The following is a 16,737-nucleotide window of genomic DNA, read 5'->3' on the forward strand; positions in this document are numbered from 1 at the left end:
AATCGGGATACGGTCTAGAAACTGCCACTGGCTAGCGTGACGCGCACGGTGCAACGAGGCCCCGTTCCGTGACGCTGCAATCTCGACGTGCGCTGGTCGCCGTCAAGGAGGAACCGAATGTTCAACAACTCCGATGAGCTGCTCAAGTTCATCAAGGACGAGGGCGTCGAGATGGTCGACGTCCGCTTCTGCGACCTGCCGGGCATCATGCAGCACTTCACGGTGCCGGTGTCGTCCTTCGACCAGAGCGTGTTCGACGACGGCCTCGGCTTCGACGGCTCCTCGATCCGCGGGTTCCAGGCGATCAACGAGTCGGACATGTCGCTCTTCCCGGACCCGACCACGGCCTACCTCGACCCGTTCCGCAAGTCGAAGACGCTGAACGTGAACTTCTTCATCCACGACCCGATCACCGGCGAGGCCTACAGCCGCGACCCGCGCAACATCGCCCGCAAGGCGCTGGCCTACCTCGACTCCACCGGCATCGCGGACACCGCCTACTTCGCCCCCGAGGCGGAGTTCTACATCTTCGACAACGTCCGCTACAGCACCGGCGTCAACGAGGGCTACTACCACATCGACTCCGTCGAGGGCTGGTGGAACTCGGGCAAGGAGGGCGAGGACAACCTCGGCTACAAGACCCGCCTCAAGGGCGGCTACTTCCCCGTCGAGCCCTACGACCACTACAGCGACCTGCGCGCCGACATGGTCAAGAACCTCGAGGCCAGCGGCCTCCTCGTCGAGCGTGCGCACCACGAGGTCGGCACCGCCGGCCAGGCGGAGATCAACTACCGCTTCGACACGCTGCTCAAGGCCGCGGACGACGTGATGAAGTTCAAGTACCTCATCAAGAACACCGCCTGGCAACAGGGCAAGTCAGTCACCTTCATGCCGAAGCCGATCTTCGGCGACAACGGCTCGGGCATGCACGTGCACCAGTCGCTGTGGAAGGACGGCGAGCCGCTGTTCTTCGACGAGACCGGCTACGCCGGCCTGTCCGACATGGCCCGCTGGTACATCGGCGGCATCCTCAAGCACGCCCCGTCGCTGCTGGCGTTCACCAACCCGACGGTGAACTCCTACCACCGCCTGGTGCCGGGCTTCGAGGCCCCGATCTCGCTCGTCTACTCCTCGCGCAACCGCTCCGCGTCGGTCCGCATCCCGATCACGGGCGCGAACCCGAAGGCCAAGCGCGTCGAGACCCGTTTCCCCGACCCGTCGGCGAACCCCTACCTCGCCTTCGCGGCCCTGATGCTCGCCGGCCTCGACGGCGTCCAGAACAAGACGGAGCCCGCGGCCCCGATCGACAAGGACATCTACGAGCTGCCGCCGGACGAGATGGCGGACATCGCCCAGGTGCCGACGTCGCTCGGTGCCGTCCTCGACGCGCTCGAGGACGACCACGAGTACCTGACGGCCGGCGGTGTCTTCACCGACGACCTGATCGAGACGTGGTGCCACTTCAAGCGGACCCAGGAGATCGCCCCGGTCCAGCTGCGGCCCCACCCGCACGAGTTCGAGCTCTACTACGACATCTAGACCCTGTCGTAGACTGGAAGCGGCCTCTGACCTGCGGAAACGCAAGGTCGGAGGCCGTTTTCCTTGGTTCGCAGTGGGCCATATTCCGCAGGGATTCCGCAGGAGATTGGCTCTACGGCCGTCGGAGCCCATGCGCGACGACGGTGGCAGTGCGGCAGCTGAGCCCTCAAGCCGCGCGACGCCACCTCAGATGCGCCCGGTCCCGACTCGCCTGGCTTCGGTTGCGACAGCGGATCAGGAATCCGTGCAGTCTGCTGGGACCCAGTCTCGCCGCAACATGAGACATGGGCCGAGAAGTCTGCCAGGTGCCCGAAGCGTAAGAGTGAGAAGTGCCCTTCGGCGCGTTGAAGTACGGCACGCCCTGCCTCGGAACCGTCGACGTTCTTCGCAAGCTTCGTGTCATCTCGGTCCCTGCAAGCGCACAAGGCGATCTCCCCCGGGCTACCCCCCGAACCCGAGCCAGTCTGAGGCGATCTGTCGTGCCTGCTCAATAGGTCCTTTGCTGCGCTTTTTGGGGTTCTTTGGAGACCTCGGAGGCAATGGCTCATGGCGAGGCTTCGGACGAGATTCCTCTTTCAGAGCGGTCAACTCGCCAGACAATTGCGTCGCTGCCCGCGAGCTGAGTTCGCCAACTACGTGGAGCGCATTAGGTATAACGTCCTGGCCGGAGACGGGTGCAGACGCCGCTTGCCGGAGAACTTGCGCGAATCGGCGAGAGATCCTTCGCGCTCGGTCCCAGTCCTGGCCAAAGCCTAGCTGCGCCGGGTAGTCGCCCAACGCCTCCCACACTGCCCAGTCCGAATGTGCGCACGCCTCCCAGGCCTCTGCGAACGCACGACTAGCCAACTGCACCTCGCCCTCGTTGAGGTGGTGCGCGACACGCAGCAGGTGGGCCGCCTCGATCGGGTTCAGGTTCTTGGACTCCAGTGACATCCAAGGGCGCAGGCCAGCGTCAGTCATGGCAGGGCTTGCAGGGTCGGCGATCAGCAGCAGCGCCGATGGCATCGGATCGGGAGCGAACGGTGCCATCTCGACCACTTCACGGATCAGGGCTGCGTCCCGGACCACTGCTCGCCAGGTAAGCCTCCGTTCACGAGAGAACAAGGTCAGTTCATGAACTAGGTCGGTCAGCCCGGCGGTTCGTGTGCGACGGGAGGTGTGGGTTCGCGTCAGCCACGCTGCACCGTTCGCGGGGTTCGCGGCGAAGGCCGCCAACCAGCCCAGCGAACGCGGCTCAGGACCGGCTCGCGACCGGAGAATTGAGGTGTAAGCGGCCGAGGCATCCGTGATTTCGTCCACCCCCAACGCCCAGAACGCCCGTGCCCACGCCTCGCGCTCGGAAGGGTTCACAGCGAACAAGACGTGGGCGACCGTGTACCCGCCGAGCGCGACGATCTCTTCAAGCCACGTTGGTTGGGCGAAGCGGCCCAGAGCGTCGCGAGCGTACTCGGGCAGCGCTTGTGCAGCCGTAACCTCTTTGGAATTTGGACCGTCGACAACTTCTGGTCTCTCTGCGCCAGGCACCAGCGATCTTGGTCCACTACTGTCGCCCCTTGACGCCGACCTATTGGATTCATGTGGGTCTGGGAGGTCGCCAGGGTCAAGGGCATGCTCGGAGCGTGCACCCACAATGGCTTCCGAGCGTGCTGCTTGCAGCAGCAGCCTCGGGTCGTCACGGACCGCGAAGAGAAGGTCATCGATAGCGATGTCGGATGCACGGACGCAGTCGCCGAATCTGGTCTGTATAAGCAGCGCAGCGCTATCAGATAGTCCCCACCTGGCCGGGAGACGCACGTCCGGGGCGATTACAGTGCGCTTCAGCCTGCGCATGTTCGACGGTGCCGGAAACAGCTCACGGACCCGATCTGCGACGCGCCGCTGTATTCCTGCCGGGATCCCGTCTGGATCCTCTGCGGCCATCCAGATATCGCTGAGCAGGCCAGCAGCACTCCTCCGCTGGGTCTCGGCTCCGCAGAACCGCAGGTAGGCACGAAACGAGGAGGGCATCTGATTGTGTAAGTCGGCATCGATCAGGGTTCCGGCTGCAGTAACCGTGGTGGCCGGGGCTCCGAAGTCGGCAACGGCTGACAGCCGTCTTGTCGTCGGGACGACGAGCAGATCGAAGTCGCGACCGGTAATGGTGCGGCGACCGGACCCGCCGAGGCAGAACGAGAACTGGCGACGTAATGCTGGCCACTGCCACCACCAGAGCGCGAGCACATCCGATTCGACTTCACCGATGTGGTCGGCGGTCTTCCAGACGGTGCCGATGTCGGAGTCGTAAAGCGCAGACAGAATCGGGCGCCAGTCACCGGTTACGGCGAAAGCCTCGTCGCGCCCGGAAGATCGAATCTGCACGACACTCCGGTAACTCGCGAGGTCGGGCTTGCCGTGGGGCCGGCGCAGCAACTTGATCACGTCGTGGGCCGAGTGCATCGACCCGAGCGCAGCGGCGTCGATAAGTAGCACGTGCGTCCATACCGCGCCAGGTCGTGGGGTTTCCTTTGCCTGCCAGGTCCGCGACAGTGCGTACTGGCCGTTGGGGAGCGGGTATCCGCTGAGATACCCGTCAAACCCGGCGTAGGACTCTGCGGATGTCCCGTCCGTGAGACGGGCCAGTGTGGCCAGCGTGTCGCCCTTCAGAGTCGTCGACGAACTGAGGAGGCGGTGTCCGTCCTGATAGCCGAACAGGGCTTGGTGGACTTTGAGCGGCTCGGCGTTCGTCTCCGGAAGGGCGCCACCGCCTGACGAGGCCGGGTGCGGGTCAGGGCGAGACGGGGTGAGACTGTTCACGTCGGGTGCTCTGTCCACTCACGTACGAACCATCGCAGGGGTTCCGCTATGTCACGTGTCCAGCCGCCGTCGAGAGCGACAATGGTTCTCTGGTCGTAGGGCTGTTCAACGATAGCGTCAACCGCGTCCTTGTCGTCGAAGTTGCAGCCTTGAGCGCTAACCCCGAACACCTTCCACCTGATGTGGCCGTCGTTGGTTGTGAGGAACTGGTGGAGGAGAGGAAGGTTCGCCTGCACCCATGGGCCGGGCTGACAGTCCGTGCCCCACTCTGGACCTTGGTCGATCGTGTCCCATGCCGACACGATGAGCGCGACGTTCAGGCGCCTGCCGCTGGTCCGCTGCTCCACGACCAACTGAAGCATTTCGACCAGATGCACTGCGGTCGGAGCGTGTTTCCACACGTCGACCGGATCGATGTCATTGGGCTCAGACTCTGGTTCGGCCTGCGAGTGCTGTTCGAGGGGCTCACCGGCGACGGCAATAAGTCGACGGGCGTCCGTGATGCTGTGCGGGAGCCTGAGCCTCCTCGGGTGGACGAACAGCATCACTGCCTCCGTCTGCGCCAGCTCTGTCAAGAGCGTGGGCGCAACAGATCGCTGCTCAAGCGCGGCCTCGTAGGTCTCACCGGCTACGTCGAGGTGGGTCACTAAGACCGGGCTGCCGTCGATCGTCAAGTCGAGGTCGATTCGCTCGCCGTGGTCGAGTTTCGTGCGCTCCACTGACTCGCCGGCGAGCAGGGCATGTTCACACTCGTCGAGATAGGTGCTGCTATCCGGGAGTCGTCCTTCACTCAAAGTGACCGGTGCGTCCGGAGCCGCGCCACGGACGGTCGCCCACAGTGCACCCAAGTAGCTGGTCTTGCCACTCGCGTGACCGCCCAGCATCGTAATCCTCATTGGCTTCTCTCTCCGTCACTCTCGCCGAGTGCAGCGTCGCTCATTGGCGGATCCCGCCGTTCAGGGCATGACGCTCCGAGTTCGCGTGGGCCCCCAACGTGTCGGCCGCTGGCTGACGTCATGCTTCGACCTGGTTCGCTCGGGTGGGTGAACTGAGCTCGACATTGAGGGTTGAGAGTTGCTCCACCGTGGCCCGGATGCTGGCTTGCGGAGCGGTGGTGTCCTGAATGCGGGTCCGTGGAGCCAAGATGCTCTCGATGAGTAGGTCGAGTCCCCACGGGTGTGACTCATGGTTGTCAGGGCGTGCCGCAACCTCCACGACGTCCGCTCCGCCGAGCCATCGCTGCGCCCAACCAGCTGCGGCCTCGAGCGCCTTTACCTTGAAATCGGCGGGGCAAATGTCTGCCTTGGTCATCACCATGGTGTGCGTGGCGTGCTCGCCGATGTGTGGAGCAGTGACCAGACGCGTGATGAGCGACTCGGTCGCGGCCAAGGCCCTCAGCCGTTCGGCACGTCCCACGAGGAGTTCGGCATCCAGTACGTGAACAACGTGGTCGGCGCGGGCCACGAGGCTGGCCGCGTCGTTGAGATCTCCGCCGCCGCCGACGGTGCTGAAGTACTCGCCCGAGATGTCGGCGACGAGCAGGGACCGAATCTGATGAGCATCGTGGTTGTGAGCGAGCCGTAGATGTAGCCACGGCCGACTCACATCGTAACGCGTGCGAGGAGTGATCGGCCTGGTCCGTCCGCTGGCGGTGCTAGCCCACCACGATCGCATGGCGAATGCCAGCATCGTTCGCGAACCAGCGAAAGACCAGTTGCCGATGGGCTCGGTCAGCAGAGTCTCGTAGATAGATGCGAATAGCGTGGTCTTGCCCGCGTCGGGCGGTCCGGCGAACACGACAAGCGTGACGGGCTCGGACGCCATCACTTCGCGGGCTTCGTCTGCAGTCAACGCGAGACCTGAGCGGATAGGGATGGGCGGACCGTCGTCGAACCTGACGGTGTTCTTGGGGCCTTCCGGCTTCCGTACCCGGCGGTGAGTGGGCTCTTCCCAGACCTCGGCGTCACCGCTCGCGCCGTCGCCCGACGCCGTCTTCGTAGACAATTGACCAAACGAAACTTGCTCATTCGGACCGCTGCTGAGGTCGTTCGGGACAGCCACGTTCTCGTAGGGAGACAGATCTGCAGCCTCGTCGCTCGCTTCGGCGTGCTCACCTGTATCCGGGCCGTTGGCTAGTCCATTGTCGGCTGCTGCAATTGGTCCGTCGGTTGCTGCCTGGTCGTTGAGATCGCTGGGTACTGCCGCTGTCTCCTGTCGGGTGCCAGCGGGCAGGTCGGGGTCGGGGTCGGGGTCGGGGTCAAAGAAATCGCAGTCGATCAGCGGCTTGCCCAGCAAGCATGGTGACCCACCCGTGGCCACGGGGCAGCCCGATTGGTGGCAAACGCCGGATGGCTGGTCAGCGACCGTTTCAGTCATCGCTTGTGGCCGCCCAAGATAGGACGCCGCCCCGCAGGCGTGCCGGGACAGAGCAAACGTGTCGCCGAGCGCGCCGTCGACTTTGAGCCGGCGGCGCGACGGCGAGGCGGTCACCGGTCACAACGACCGTCACTTCGCGGCAGGCATCGAGTAAAGGAGCCCAAGTTCATCGTGCAGCCGCACCCCAACGTCGGTTGGCTCCAGGTCAAGATCGTGGCGACTACTGATCAGGTTGCACAGCGGTGCAAGCTCGGCAGCGGTGTCCGGGATGGCCGAAATGTGCTCGCTCAGAAGCAACGCCAGTTGATCGGAGCTCGTCTTGGTCTTCGACGGCTTTCCGGCCGAGGCGACTGCCTGATCGATAAGGGCCGGCGCGTCGGGACGCCCAAGGACGAACTTGGAAATGTCCCGAATCTCAAGAGCCGCACAGACAGCCGCGGTCAGCGGAGACAGTTCCTTCCACGCTACGCCGAGACTGTTGCTGTGTCCGCCGAGGAGCCACACGAGGGTGTCGCTCTGTTCGAGCAGTACCCGCTCACGCTCGGCGGCCACCTTGACAGTTGCGTTAGCTGAACGCGATACCGCTTCGGCGACGCTGACGGCGAGCGCATCGACAACCGCTTTGAGGTTTGCACCCGAAACACCCGCTTCGGCCGCCGGGAGGTGATCTGCGACGTTGCGGGTTGTGACCGACACTTTGCGTGTGGCGGGCCATTCAGCCAACGACCTTGCTTGCATGGCGAACTCGTGCAGGTCGGCGCCTGAGAACGCTACGTCACGCAGCGCCGGCTCCCAGGAAGCGTGGGAAGCGCAGCGTCGCGCGTACTGGGCAACATGGGGATGCGGTCCACTCTCCGTCGCGTAGACGAGAGCCGCGCCGGCGAGGACCGCGATCTGCCTGTTGCGCTCCCTCAGCGGGGAGACAGCGTCGTGCTCTTTGAGGTGCTGACGCCACCGTTCGTCAAATGCTGCGGTCGGCCGCTCGTGCGCGGCGCGGCACAGGTCGACGACTCGGTCGGGGTCGGCGTCGTCAACAAACTCGACGATGGCGTCCCACCACGACTCCAACGGCATAGCAGTGACGTCGTCGTCGGGGTTGATTGCCCTCATCCAGTCAGGGAACATCGCGTGCATCAGTTGCCGCTCTCCTTGTAGTCGCTGGGCGGATCGGGCGGCCGGCCGTCACCATCATGGCGTAGGGCGACCTCGATTGCTGCCATGAACTCGTCGAGTCGGTCTGAGGCCCGCAGCCGAGCAAATGCCCGCATGCGGATTTCAGTGGGGGGCAGGCTTTGGTCGCCGTCCTCGAGGAGATCGAACCCGGCGAGAAGCTTCATCTGGGCAGAGAAATGGAGTTCCCCGAATGCGTAGATGGCAGTTCGGACTCGCTCGGGTCGACCGTCGCCAGCAATGACCGGCGCACGCGCGGCCAACGGCGGTTGCGGGACCAAGGGGGCACCTGGCATCGCGACGGGTTCGTCCGCGCCTGTGTCAGTCGTGTGCGCAAGATCAGTATCGACCGGCGTCGGTTCCTCGACGGCAGTCGGAGGGGTTGGAAGCTCCGCCTGCTCGGGCACCGCGCTGACGATCGTCGGCGAGGCAGAGCGGCGGGCCCGAGCCCACCGGACGAGCGGCACCTGTTTGACGTGGGGGTTCCAACCACCCTCGTCGGAGTCGGACCGAAACCGGTTCACCGATGGCAGCATGACTCGCGACCATATGTGCGCGTCCAGTCGTGGGTCGGGCCCATCTTCGTCCCTTACTCCGACCCGCACCCAGTTGTATCGAGGAACCCAGTCGCTGTGGCGTTCGGGGTGCACGGCACCGGCGACGATGCGGATCGAATTGTCGACAACCGAGAGCCGGGCGACGTGTTTGTGCCCGAACAGTCCGAGGCTGACATAGTCACGCATCACTTCTTCACACTCGTCCATGTCGTGCCACCAGTCAGTGGGGTGGTGCCCGAGTACCATCACGACATCGTCGCGAGCCTCGGTGGCCACGGAGGCTTGTCTAAGGCCGACAATGAGATTGGCCCGCCGGTCATCTCCGTCGGAGACAATGCAGGTGGTCAGACCGCGCATGCGCAGCACTGAGTGCCGGCCCAATTGCCACTCGGTCTCCCAGAACGGATACTCACCCGACACGTCGCAGTCGTAGTTGACGGCGAAGTCGCGGTACGCGGCCATGGGGGCGAACAGCGGGTCGCTGGCCTCGCGGTAGAGCCCGGGGAGCCTGTTGTCGGCGTCGATGGGCATCTCGCGCCGCAGGGCCTCGTGCGTAGCTTGTACCGAGCCGGTCACGAGCCCGCGGTCGACGTCGTGGTTGCCAGGGACGACCTGAACTTGCTCCGGCTCGATGCCGAGAGTATCGGTGACCCGCTTGAGGAAGACGCGTGCCTCGTCGTACTGGTGTGCCTGGCCGCTGAAAGCGATGTCGCCGGTGACAAGCACAGCGTCCGGCACTCCGAGATGACGGACCCCCTCGTGGAGGTCGTCGATGAGGTTCTCACGAGCCATCACGTTGGCTCCGTTGTGGGAGATGTCCTTCCGATCGAAATGAATGTCCGACAGGTGTACGAACAAGGGGGAAGCACCATCGCCAGTTGGCGGCGTTGCGGGCATCATCGGATCCTCACTGGCAGTCACGGCAGACTCCGACGGCTGCCCAAGCTCAGTATGGTGGAAGCCACTGACAACATCTGCGAGACACGGCGGCCCGCCGATAAGGTGCGAGAGTTAAGGCACTCAGCCCTGCCCCGCCTCGGTCGTTGCCGGCTCCCGGTGGGGGTACCGCAACGTGATGTGGCACCAGGGCACCCAGCTCCCCACGATTCGCAGCCCTCGACAGGGGCGTGCATTCTCCTGCGGCGAGGCCGTCATCCTCGCTACGCGAGGCATCCTAATGGCGGAACAATCCGTCGGCGCGCGCAGCATCCACATCACTCGCCTGACGCGCCACTGGAGTTCGCTCGCGATAGACCGCCGCCACCGCAGCTCGGGAGGAGCTGTCACGGTCGGGCCAGAGGTGCCCGTAGGTATCCAGCGTCGTCTTGGCCGAGGCGTGCCGGAGCCGGGCTTGGACGACCTTGACGTCGAGCCCGGAGGCGATGAGGAGCGACGCGAAGTAATGCCGTAGGTCGTGGAACCGGAAGTCGTTGGGCAGCCCCGCTGGTTCGCGGCATGCCCTGACCGCGCGCTCGATCGTCCACGGTCCGGCGGGGTTGCCCCACTGATCGCTGGCAAGGAACCGCCCATCGCCGAACTGGATCGCTTCGGCGAGCAAGTGCGTCATCTCCTTGGGGATCGGGATGGGCGTGCGACTGGTGTCGGATTTGAGGGGTACATCCAGCCACTGGACCGACGGTGATAGGACTCCCGTCGCGAAGTCGACGTCCTCGACCCGCAGCGCCGCCGCCTCGGCCAACCGAAGCCCGGCGTGGGCACCGAGCAAGACCGCCGGGCGGACGCCCTCGGGAACGGCGTCATAGAGCGCCCACACCTGCTGGGTTGTCGCGACGTACGGACGCTGCTGGCCCATCCCGGGAGACGTACGCCGCGAGCACGGGCTTCGCGCGACGAGTCCGTCGTGGACGGCGTCCGTGAAGAGCTGCGAGAGCCGGGAGTAGAGCGCATAGACGTAGGAGTCGGCGCGGCCTTCCTCCTTGAGCACCGAGGTCCAGGCGCGGACGTCGGACGGCTTCACCGCCGACAGCGGCACTGATCCGAAGTGCGCCTTGATGATCTTGATATGAACCTCGGCCTGCCGCACGGTCGACCGGCGCCGGGTGCCGTAGCCGGCGAGCCACTTGTCGCACCACTCCCCCACGGTCAGCTTGGCGTCCTTGGGTGTGACGTGGTCACCGCGGAGTAGTGCGGAGAGCTGATGGTCGATCCACTTCTGCGCGTCAACCTTCCGGTCGAACGCGCGCGTGTGTTCGCGGCCGGCGCCGTCGACGTACCTGGCGCGCCAGCGGGTCACCGTGCCCGCGACGGCCGACGGCACCTCGATGGTGTTGCCGTCCTCGTCCTTGATGCGCTTGCGCCAGCGGTCCTCGACGGCTCCGCGCTGGGAGCGTCGCTGCCGGGGCTTGGTCCTGGGCTGCTTGCTCATCTGTCCGCCGTAGCACTCGTCGCCACCCGACGGGGGTCGGGATCGCCGTGCCTGTGGAGAAGTCAGGCGACTCCGCGGCCTGCGGACTCGCGCTGCTCGTCGAGCCAGTCCATGACGTCCTGGCGCCAGTAGCGCAGGCGCCGCCCGATGATGAAGCCGCGCGGCCCCGTGCCCAGCACGCGCCAGTAGCGCAGTGAGGCCACGGGCATGCGGATCAGGTCGGCGACCTCCTCGATCGTCAACAGCGCGTCGCGGCGGGTGGGGTCACGGTGGAGGTACTCGGTCATGGTCGACTCCTGTCGGTCGGGGTTGGTCCTACCCCTAAAGGCCGCAACAAGCCCGCGAGTGGCCACCAATCTCACCACTGATCGCCTCTGGCGCCGATAGCCTTGACTCACCATGAGCCCAGACGACGTGCGCCTCGCCGCCGAGCAGCGCGCACGGGTGCTCATCGACACGCAGCTCGCCGCCGCCGGGTGGGCCGTCCAGGACAAGAAGGACCTGAACCTGTTCGCATCCGACGGCATCGCCGTCCGCGAGGTGGTGATGGCGGCTGGGCACGGTCGCGCCGACTACCTCCTGTACGTCGACAAGCGAGCCGTCGGCGTGATCGAGGCCAAACCCGCGGGCACGACGTTGTCGGGCGTCGAATGGCAGTCAGCGATGTACGCCGAGGGGTTGCCGGCCGACGTACGCCTCAAGGCGCTGACCGTCGATGGTCGCTTGCCATTCGTCTTCGAAGCCTCAGGCACCGAGACTCACTTCACGAACGGGTTCGACCCCGACCCCCGGGCACGGCGCTTGTTCCACTTCCCGAAGCCGTCGACCCTGGCCCGGATCCTGCGCGACGCCGAGGCCAACCAGGACGCTGCAACGTGGCGGGCGAAGGTCCGAACCATGCCAAAGCTCGACCGCGCACCCATGCGCCCGGCGCAGATCACCGCGATCGACGGCATCGAGCGAAGTCTTGCCGAGCAGCGGTTCGAACGCAGTCTGGTGCAGATGGCCACCGGCGCGGGCAAGACGTTCACCGCCGTCACCGAGGCGTATCGGCTGCTCAAGCACGGCGGGTTCAACCGGATCCTGTTCCTGGTCGACCGCAACAACTTGGGGGACCAGACGCTCGCGGAGTTCCAGAACTACCGCACCCCCGGCGACGGCCGCCGGTTCACCGAGATCTACAACGTCGACAAGCTCACCAGCACCGGCATGCTCGGCTCCTCGGCCGTGGTGATCTCCACGATCCAACGGGTCTTCAAGGTGCTCCGCAACGAGGACGTCACCTCCGGCGACGACCCCGGCTTGGACGACTTCGTACCCGACGCTCCGGTCACGGTCACCTACAACCCCGACATGCCGCCCGAGACGTTCGACCTTGTGATCGTCGACGAGGCCCACAGGAGCATCTACGGCGTATGGCGCGGCGTACTCGACTACTTCGACGCCCACGTCGTCGGACTGACCGCGACCCCGGGCAAGCAAACGTTCGGGTTCTTCCAACAGAACCTGGTTTCCGAGTACACCTACCCGCAGTCGGTCGCCGACCGGGTCAACGTCGACTTCGACCTGTACCGGATCCGCACCGAGATCTCCGAGCAGGGCAGCAACATCGAGGCCGGCACGATCGTCCCAAAGGTTGACCGTCGCACCCGCGCCCAGCGGCTCGAGGCGCTCGACGAGGACTTGGAGTACACCCAGAAGCAGCTCGACCGGGCGGTCACAGCGAAGTCACAGATCCGAACCGTCCTGGAGACGTTCCGGGACCGGCTCTTCACCGAGATCTTCCCCGGCCGGTCCGCCGTGCCCAAGACGTTGATCTTCGCCAAGGATGACGCGCACGCCGAGGAGATCGTCACGACAGTGCGGGAGGTGTTCGGCAAGGGCAATGACTTCGCCGCCAAGATCACCTACAACGCCAAGGACCCCAAGCGGCAGCTACAGGCGTTCCGTACTTCGCCCACCCTGCGGATCGCCGTCACCGTCGACATGATTGCCACCGGCACCGACGTAAAGCCGTTGGAGTGCGTGTTCTTCATGCGCGACGTCCGCTCCGCGCAGTACTTCGAGCAGATGAAGGGCCGCGGCGCGCGCACCATTGCACCGGCCGACTTCCAGGCCGTGACGCCCGACGCCCCCGCGAAGACCCGTTTCGTCATCGTGGACGCCGTCGGCGTCACCGAGCACGACTTCGTCGACCCCCCGCTCAACCGCGACAGGTCGGTGTCCTTGAAGAAGCTGCTCGACAAGGCCGGCGCCCTCAACCTCACCGAGGACGAGACCGCGACGCTGGCGTCACGACTCGCCAAGCTCGAGGTCGAGCTCACCCTCGAAGAACGCGCCGAACTCGACACAGTCGCCGGCTCCCCCGTACGCGACCTGATCCGCGGACTCGTCGATGCCGTCGACCCCGACGTCCAGGCCAAACACCTCGACGCAGGCGGCTCGCTGGTTGAGCTCATCGACGCCGCCATCGAACCGATCGCCGCCAACCCAGCCCTACGGCAACGCATCCTCGAACTGCGCGCCACCCACGACCGCGTCATCGACGAAGTCAGCAAGGACGTCCTGCTCGACGCCCACGGCGTCGTCGACCCCGGCCGCGCAAAGTCCATCGTCGACTCCTGGCGCGCCTACCTCGACCAGCACCGCAGCGAGATCACCGCCATCCAGCTCATCGGCGAAGCCAAGGACCGTCGGATCGCCTTCGACGACATCCGCGAACTCGCCGACCGGATCGCTCGCCCTCCGTACAACTGGACCCCCGACATCATCTGGAATGCCTACGTCGCCATCGACGGACCCAGAGTCCGGCAGACCCCGCAGCACACGGTGACCGACCTGGTGTCCCTGCTGCGCTATACGGTCGGCACCGACGACGAGCTCGTGCCGTACGCCGACCGCGTCCACGAGAAGTACGCCGGTTGGCTCAGCCAACAGGACCAAGCCGGCGTGACCTTCGGCGACAAGGAAAGGTGGTGGCTCGACCGGATGGTCTCCGTCATCGCCTCCTCCGCCGGCATCAACACGACTGACCTTGACGACGCCCCCTTCACCGAACGCGGCGGCACCGACGGCGCCCTCCGCGACCTCGGCGACCGCGCGGCCGACCTCATCGACGAATTGAACTCGGAGCTGACCGCGTGAGTTGGGATGTTGTCGAGTTGGCTGACGTGGCTGACGTGGTCCGCGGGGTGACCTACAAGCGGGAACAGGCCCGCAATGAGCCGGGGCCGGGCTACTGCCCTCTTCTGCGTGCAACCAACATTGGCGACGCCCTTGATCTCAGCGGTGGCCTGGTCTACGTGCCTGAGACCGTCGTCAAAGCGAGCCAAAAACTCGAACTCGGAGACATCGTGCTCGCCTCCTCGAGTGGCTCGCTCTCAGTTGTCGGAAAGAGCGCAATCTTGCGTCAGCGTTGGTCAGGCACTTTTGGGGCGTTCTGTGCAGTCATCCGAAGTTCGCCACGCATCGATTCGCGCTATCTTGCCCTCTACCTCCGCTCGCCCGATGTGAGGTCCCGTTGGAGCGAAGCTGCTCGTGGCACCAACATCAACAATCTCAAGCGCGGCGACCTAGCTGAGACCCCGGTGCCGCTGCCCCCGCTCGATGAACAGCTCCGCATCGTCGACCTGCTCGAAGACCACCTTTCCCGCCTCGACGCCGCAGTCCGGTTGCTGGAGGACAACAGGAAGCGTTTGGCGCTTCTCCTCCAGGCAGCCATCGACAATGCGTTCTGGAAGGTTACGGATCCGTCGGCATTGATATTCCACGCTGAAGTAACATCTCAGCGAGGATCGCCAACTTTGAAGCAGAAAGTATCCGCGGCAAGCCCCGACGTTGAGTTGCTGCCTGACGAACTTCCTTGGCCAGTCGCCAGCCTTGAGCAATTGACAGACCCTAAAAGGACGATTCGCTATGGAATTCTGAAGCCGAAAGTCCCGGGCGGAACGGTCCCTTACGTCGAAGTGAAGGACCTCCGAGGTCACCGTCTGGAGGCCACCGATTTGCGACTCACATCGGCCGATCTCGACGCACAGTACGCCGCCGCCCGGCTACAACCTGGCGATGTCGTAGTAGCGGTTCGAGGATCGTTTGAACGCAGCGCCGTCGTCCCCTCCAACCTTCAAGGGGCCAACATGAGTCGGGACGTCGTCCGTTTGGCACCGCAACCAGGCATCAGTCCATGGTATTTGCACTATTGGCATCAAACGTCCACTAGCAAGCGCTATCTCCGGCGCCATGCACGCGGGGTAGCAGTCCGTGGCGTCAATGTCGGTTCCCTTCGCGCGATGCCAGTCCCGGTTCTAACTCCCGATGTGCAAACGGCCGTTGTGCGTGCCATCACCGAGCAGGAGATAGCAATCGCTCGCCTCGATCACGAAATCCATGTTGCCCATTCACGATCGTCACGTCTACGGCGCTCGTTACTCGCTGCTGCCTTCTCAGGCCAACTCATTGGTGGCCTTCATGACTGACTCCCGCGTCTTGGTCGACAAGCTCTGGTCATACTGCAACGTGCTCCGAGACGACGGAGTCGGTGTGATCGAGTACACCGAGCAGCTCACCTATCTGTTGTTCCTGAAGATGGCACACGAGCGGGCGACCCGAAAGCTGAATCCGCAACAGATCGTTCCAGCCCACTACTCGTGGCAGCGACTGCTCGACTCCGAGGGCACGGAACTCGAAGTCGTCTACACCGAGATCCTTGTCGGCCTGGCTCAGCAGCCGGGCACGCTCGGCACGATCTTTCGCAAGGCGCAAAACCGCATCCAGGACCCAGCCAAGCTCAAGCGACTCATCGTCGACCTCATCGACCGGGAGAACTGGTCGGCCTCGGGCACGGACCTCAAAGGGGACGCCTACGAGGAGCTGCTCTCCAAGGGAGCCTCGGACAAGGGCTCGGGCGCGGGGCAGTACTTCACTCCCCGAGACCTGATCGCCGGCATCGTCGATGTCATCGACCCGCAACCCGAGGACACGGTCGTGGACCCGGCCTGCGGGACGGGCGGCTTCCTGCTGGTCGCTCACGAGCACGCCGCCCGGAGCGCCGAGTCGCTGACCCCCACGCTGCGCGCACACCTGCGGGACAGCTTCGCATCCGGGTTCGAGCTCGTCGACGGGACCGCCCGCCTCGCCGCGATGAACCTGCTGCTGCACGGCATCGGCACGGCCGCAGGCGACTCGCTGATCGAGGTACGCGACGCCCTTATCGCAGATCCTGGTGAGCGTTGGTCGGTCGTGCTGTCGAACCCGCCGTTCGGGACATCGTCGAGCGTGCCGGTGGAGCGCCAGGACTTCGTCGTCACCACGTCGAACAAGCAGCTCAACTTCGTTCAGCACATCATGACGATCCTCGACATCAACGGTCGCGCCGCCGTCGTACTCCCCGACAACGTGCTCTTCGAAGGCGGCGCCGGCGAGACCCTCCGGCGCAAGTTGTTGGCCGACTACGACCTGCACACGATGCTGCGCTTGCCGACCGGCATCTTCTACGCCCAAGGCGTAAAGGCCAACGTGCTGTTCTTCGACAAGAAGCCTGCGTCCGAGCAGGCGTGGACCTCGAGGTTGTGGGTCTACGACCTGCGCACCAACCAGCACTTCACCCTCAAGCAGAACCCACTCCGCCGACACCACCTTGACGACTTCGTCGAGGCGTACCTGCCCGGCAAAGCGCGCGACGAACGAGTCGCGTCCGGGCGTTGGAAGTCGTTCACTTACGACGAGCTCATCGCGCGGGACAAGGTCAATCTCGACATCACCTGGCTTCGTGACGACTCTCTGGAAGACGTCGACAACCTCCCGGCCCCCGAGATCATCGCCCGCGAGATCGTTGAAGACCTCACCGCTGCGCTCGCCGAGTTCGAGGCTGTGGCCGCGGCACTCGAGGCTGGGGCAACGAACCCAACCGAATGACGA

The 16,737-nt window shown here is 64.9% G+C and carries 11 protein-coding genes; 4 read left to right on the top strand and 7 right to left on the bottom strand.

Going from position 1 to position 16,737, the window contains the following annotated elements; all coding sequences use genetic code 11:
* The first annotated feature begins 117 nt into the window (after window positions 1-117).
* Entirely contained in the window at window positions 118-1,539 is a 1,422-nt protein-coding gene (gene glnA, locus EUA06_RS18305; RefSeq protein ID WP_129478454.1) for a type I glutamate--ammonia ligase, read from the top strand.
* 441 nt (window positions 1,540-1,980) lie between these two features.
* Here the strand turns inward: glnA and EUA06_RS18310 are convergent, their stop codons facing one another.
* The 7 genes from EUA06_RS18310 to EUA06_RS18340 all read right to left on the bottom strand — a co-directional run bounded on the left by EUA06_RS18310 (window position 1,981) and on the right by EUA06_RS18340 (window position 11,108).
* Window positions 1,981-4,332, bottom strand: coding sequence for a GAP1-N1 domain-containing protein (locus EUA06_RS18310; protein ID WP_129478456.1), 2,352 nt, complete (start codon window positions 4,330-4,332; stop codon window positions 1,981-1,983).
* On the bottom strand, window positions 4,329-5,228 hold the full coding sequence (locus EUA06_RS18315; RefSeq protein WP_129478458.1) for a TRAFAC clade GTPase domain-containing protein: 900 nt from the start codon (window positions 5,226-5,228) through the stop codon (window positions 4,329-4,331). The genes EUA06_RS18310 and EUA06_RS18315 overlap by 4 nt, the downstream gene beginning before the upstream one ends.
* 118 nt (window positions 5,229-5,346) lie before the next feature.
* On the bottom strand, window positions 5,347-6,822 hold the full coding sequence (locus tag EUA06_RS18320; RefSeq protein ID WP_129478460.1) for a TRAFAC clade GTPase domain-containing protein: 1,476 nt from the start codon (window positions 6,820-6,822) through the stop codon (window positions 5,347-5,349).
* A 15-nt stretch (window positions 6,823-6,837) separates the two neighbouring features.
* Window positions 6,838-7,842: a GTPase-associated system all-helical protein GASH gene (locus EUA06_RS18325; protein ID WP_129478462.1), complete on the bottom strand. Its 1,005-nt coding sequence runs from the start codon at window positions 7,840-7,842 to the stop codon at window positions 6,838-6,840.
* Window positions 7,842-9,356 carry a metallophosphoesterase gene (locus tag EUA06_RS18330; RefSeq protein WP_129478464.1) on the bottom strand — a complete coding sequence of 505 codons (1,515 nt, stop codon included), beginning with the start codon at window positions 9,354-9,356 and terminating at the stop codon, window positions 7,842-7,844. The genes EUA06_RS18325 and EUA06_RS18330 overlap by 1 nt, the downstream gene beginning before the upstream one ends.
* 253 nt (window positions 9,357-9,609) lie before the next feature.
* Entirely contained in the window at window positions 9,610-10,821 is a 1,212-nt protein-coding gene (locus EUA06_RS18335) for a tyrosine-type recombinase/integrase (RefSeq protein ID WP_129478466.1), read from the bottom strand.
* 62 nt (window positions 10,822-10,883) lie between these two features.
* Window positions 10,884-11,108 carry a helix-turn-helix transcriptional regulator gene (locus EUA06_RS18340; protein ID WP_129478468.1) on the bottom strand — a complete coding sequence of 75 codons (225 nt, stop codon included), beginning with the start codon at window positions 11,106-11,108 and terminating at the stop codon, window positions 10,884-10,886.
* A gap of 112 nt (window positions 11,109-11,220) precedes the next feature.
* Between EUA06_RS18340 and EUA06_RS18345 the strand changes: the two genes are divergently transcribed.
* From EUA06_RS18345 to EUA06_RS18360, 3 genes are read left to right on the top strand one after another with little or no spacing between them, the layout of a single operon-like run.
* Window positions 11,221-13,965, top strand: coding sequence for a type I restriction endonuclease subunit R (locus EUA06_RS18345; protein WP_207208426.1), 2,745 nt, complete (start codon window positions 11,221-11,223; stop codon window positions 13,963-13,965).
* Window positions 13,962-15,296 (top strand): restriction endonuclease subunit S, encoded by a 1,335-nt coding sequence (locus EUA06_RS18355; RefSeq protein WP_277985682.1) that lies wholly within the window; start codon window positions 13,962-13,964, stop codon window positions 15,294-15,296. The genes EUA06_RS18345 and EUA06_RS18355 overlap by 4 nt, the downstream gene beginning before the upstream one ends.
* The gene (locus tag EUA06_RS18360) at window positions 15,289-16,734 is read left to right on the top strand and encodes a class I SAM-dependent DNA methyltransferase (RefSeq protein WP_207208427.1); all 1,446 of its coding nucleotides are present in this window, start codon (window positions 15,289-15,291) and stop codon (window positions 16,732-16,734) included. Before EUA06_RS18355 ends, EUA06_RS18360 begins: the two co-directional genes overlap by 8 nt.
* The last annotated feature ends 3 nt before the right edge of the window (window positions 16,735-16,737 follow it).

It is taken from the genome of Nocardioides glacieisoli (assembly GCF_004137245.1).
GTDB lineage: Bacteria > Actinomycetota > Actinomycetes > Propionibacteriales > Nocardioidaceae > Nocardioides > Nocardioides glacieisoli.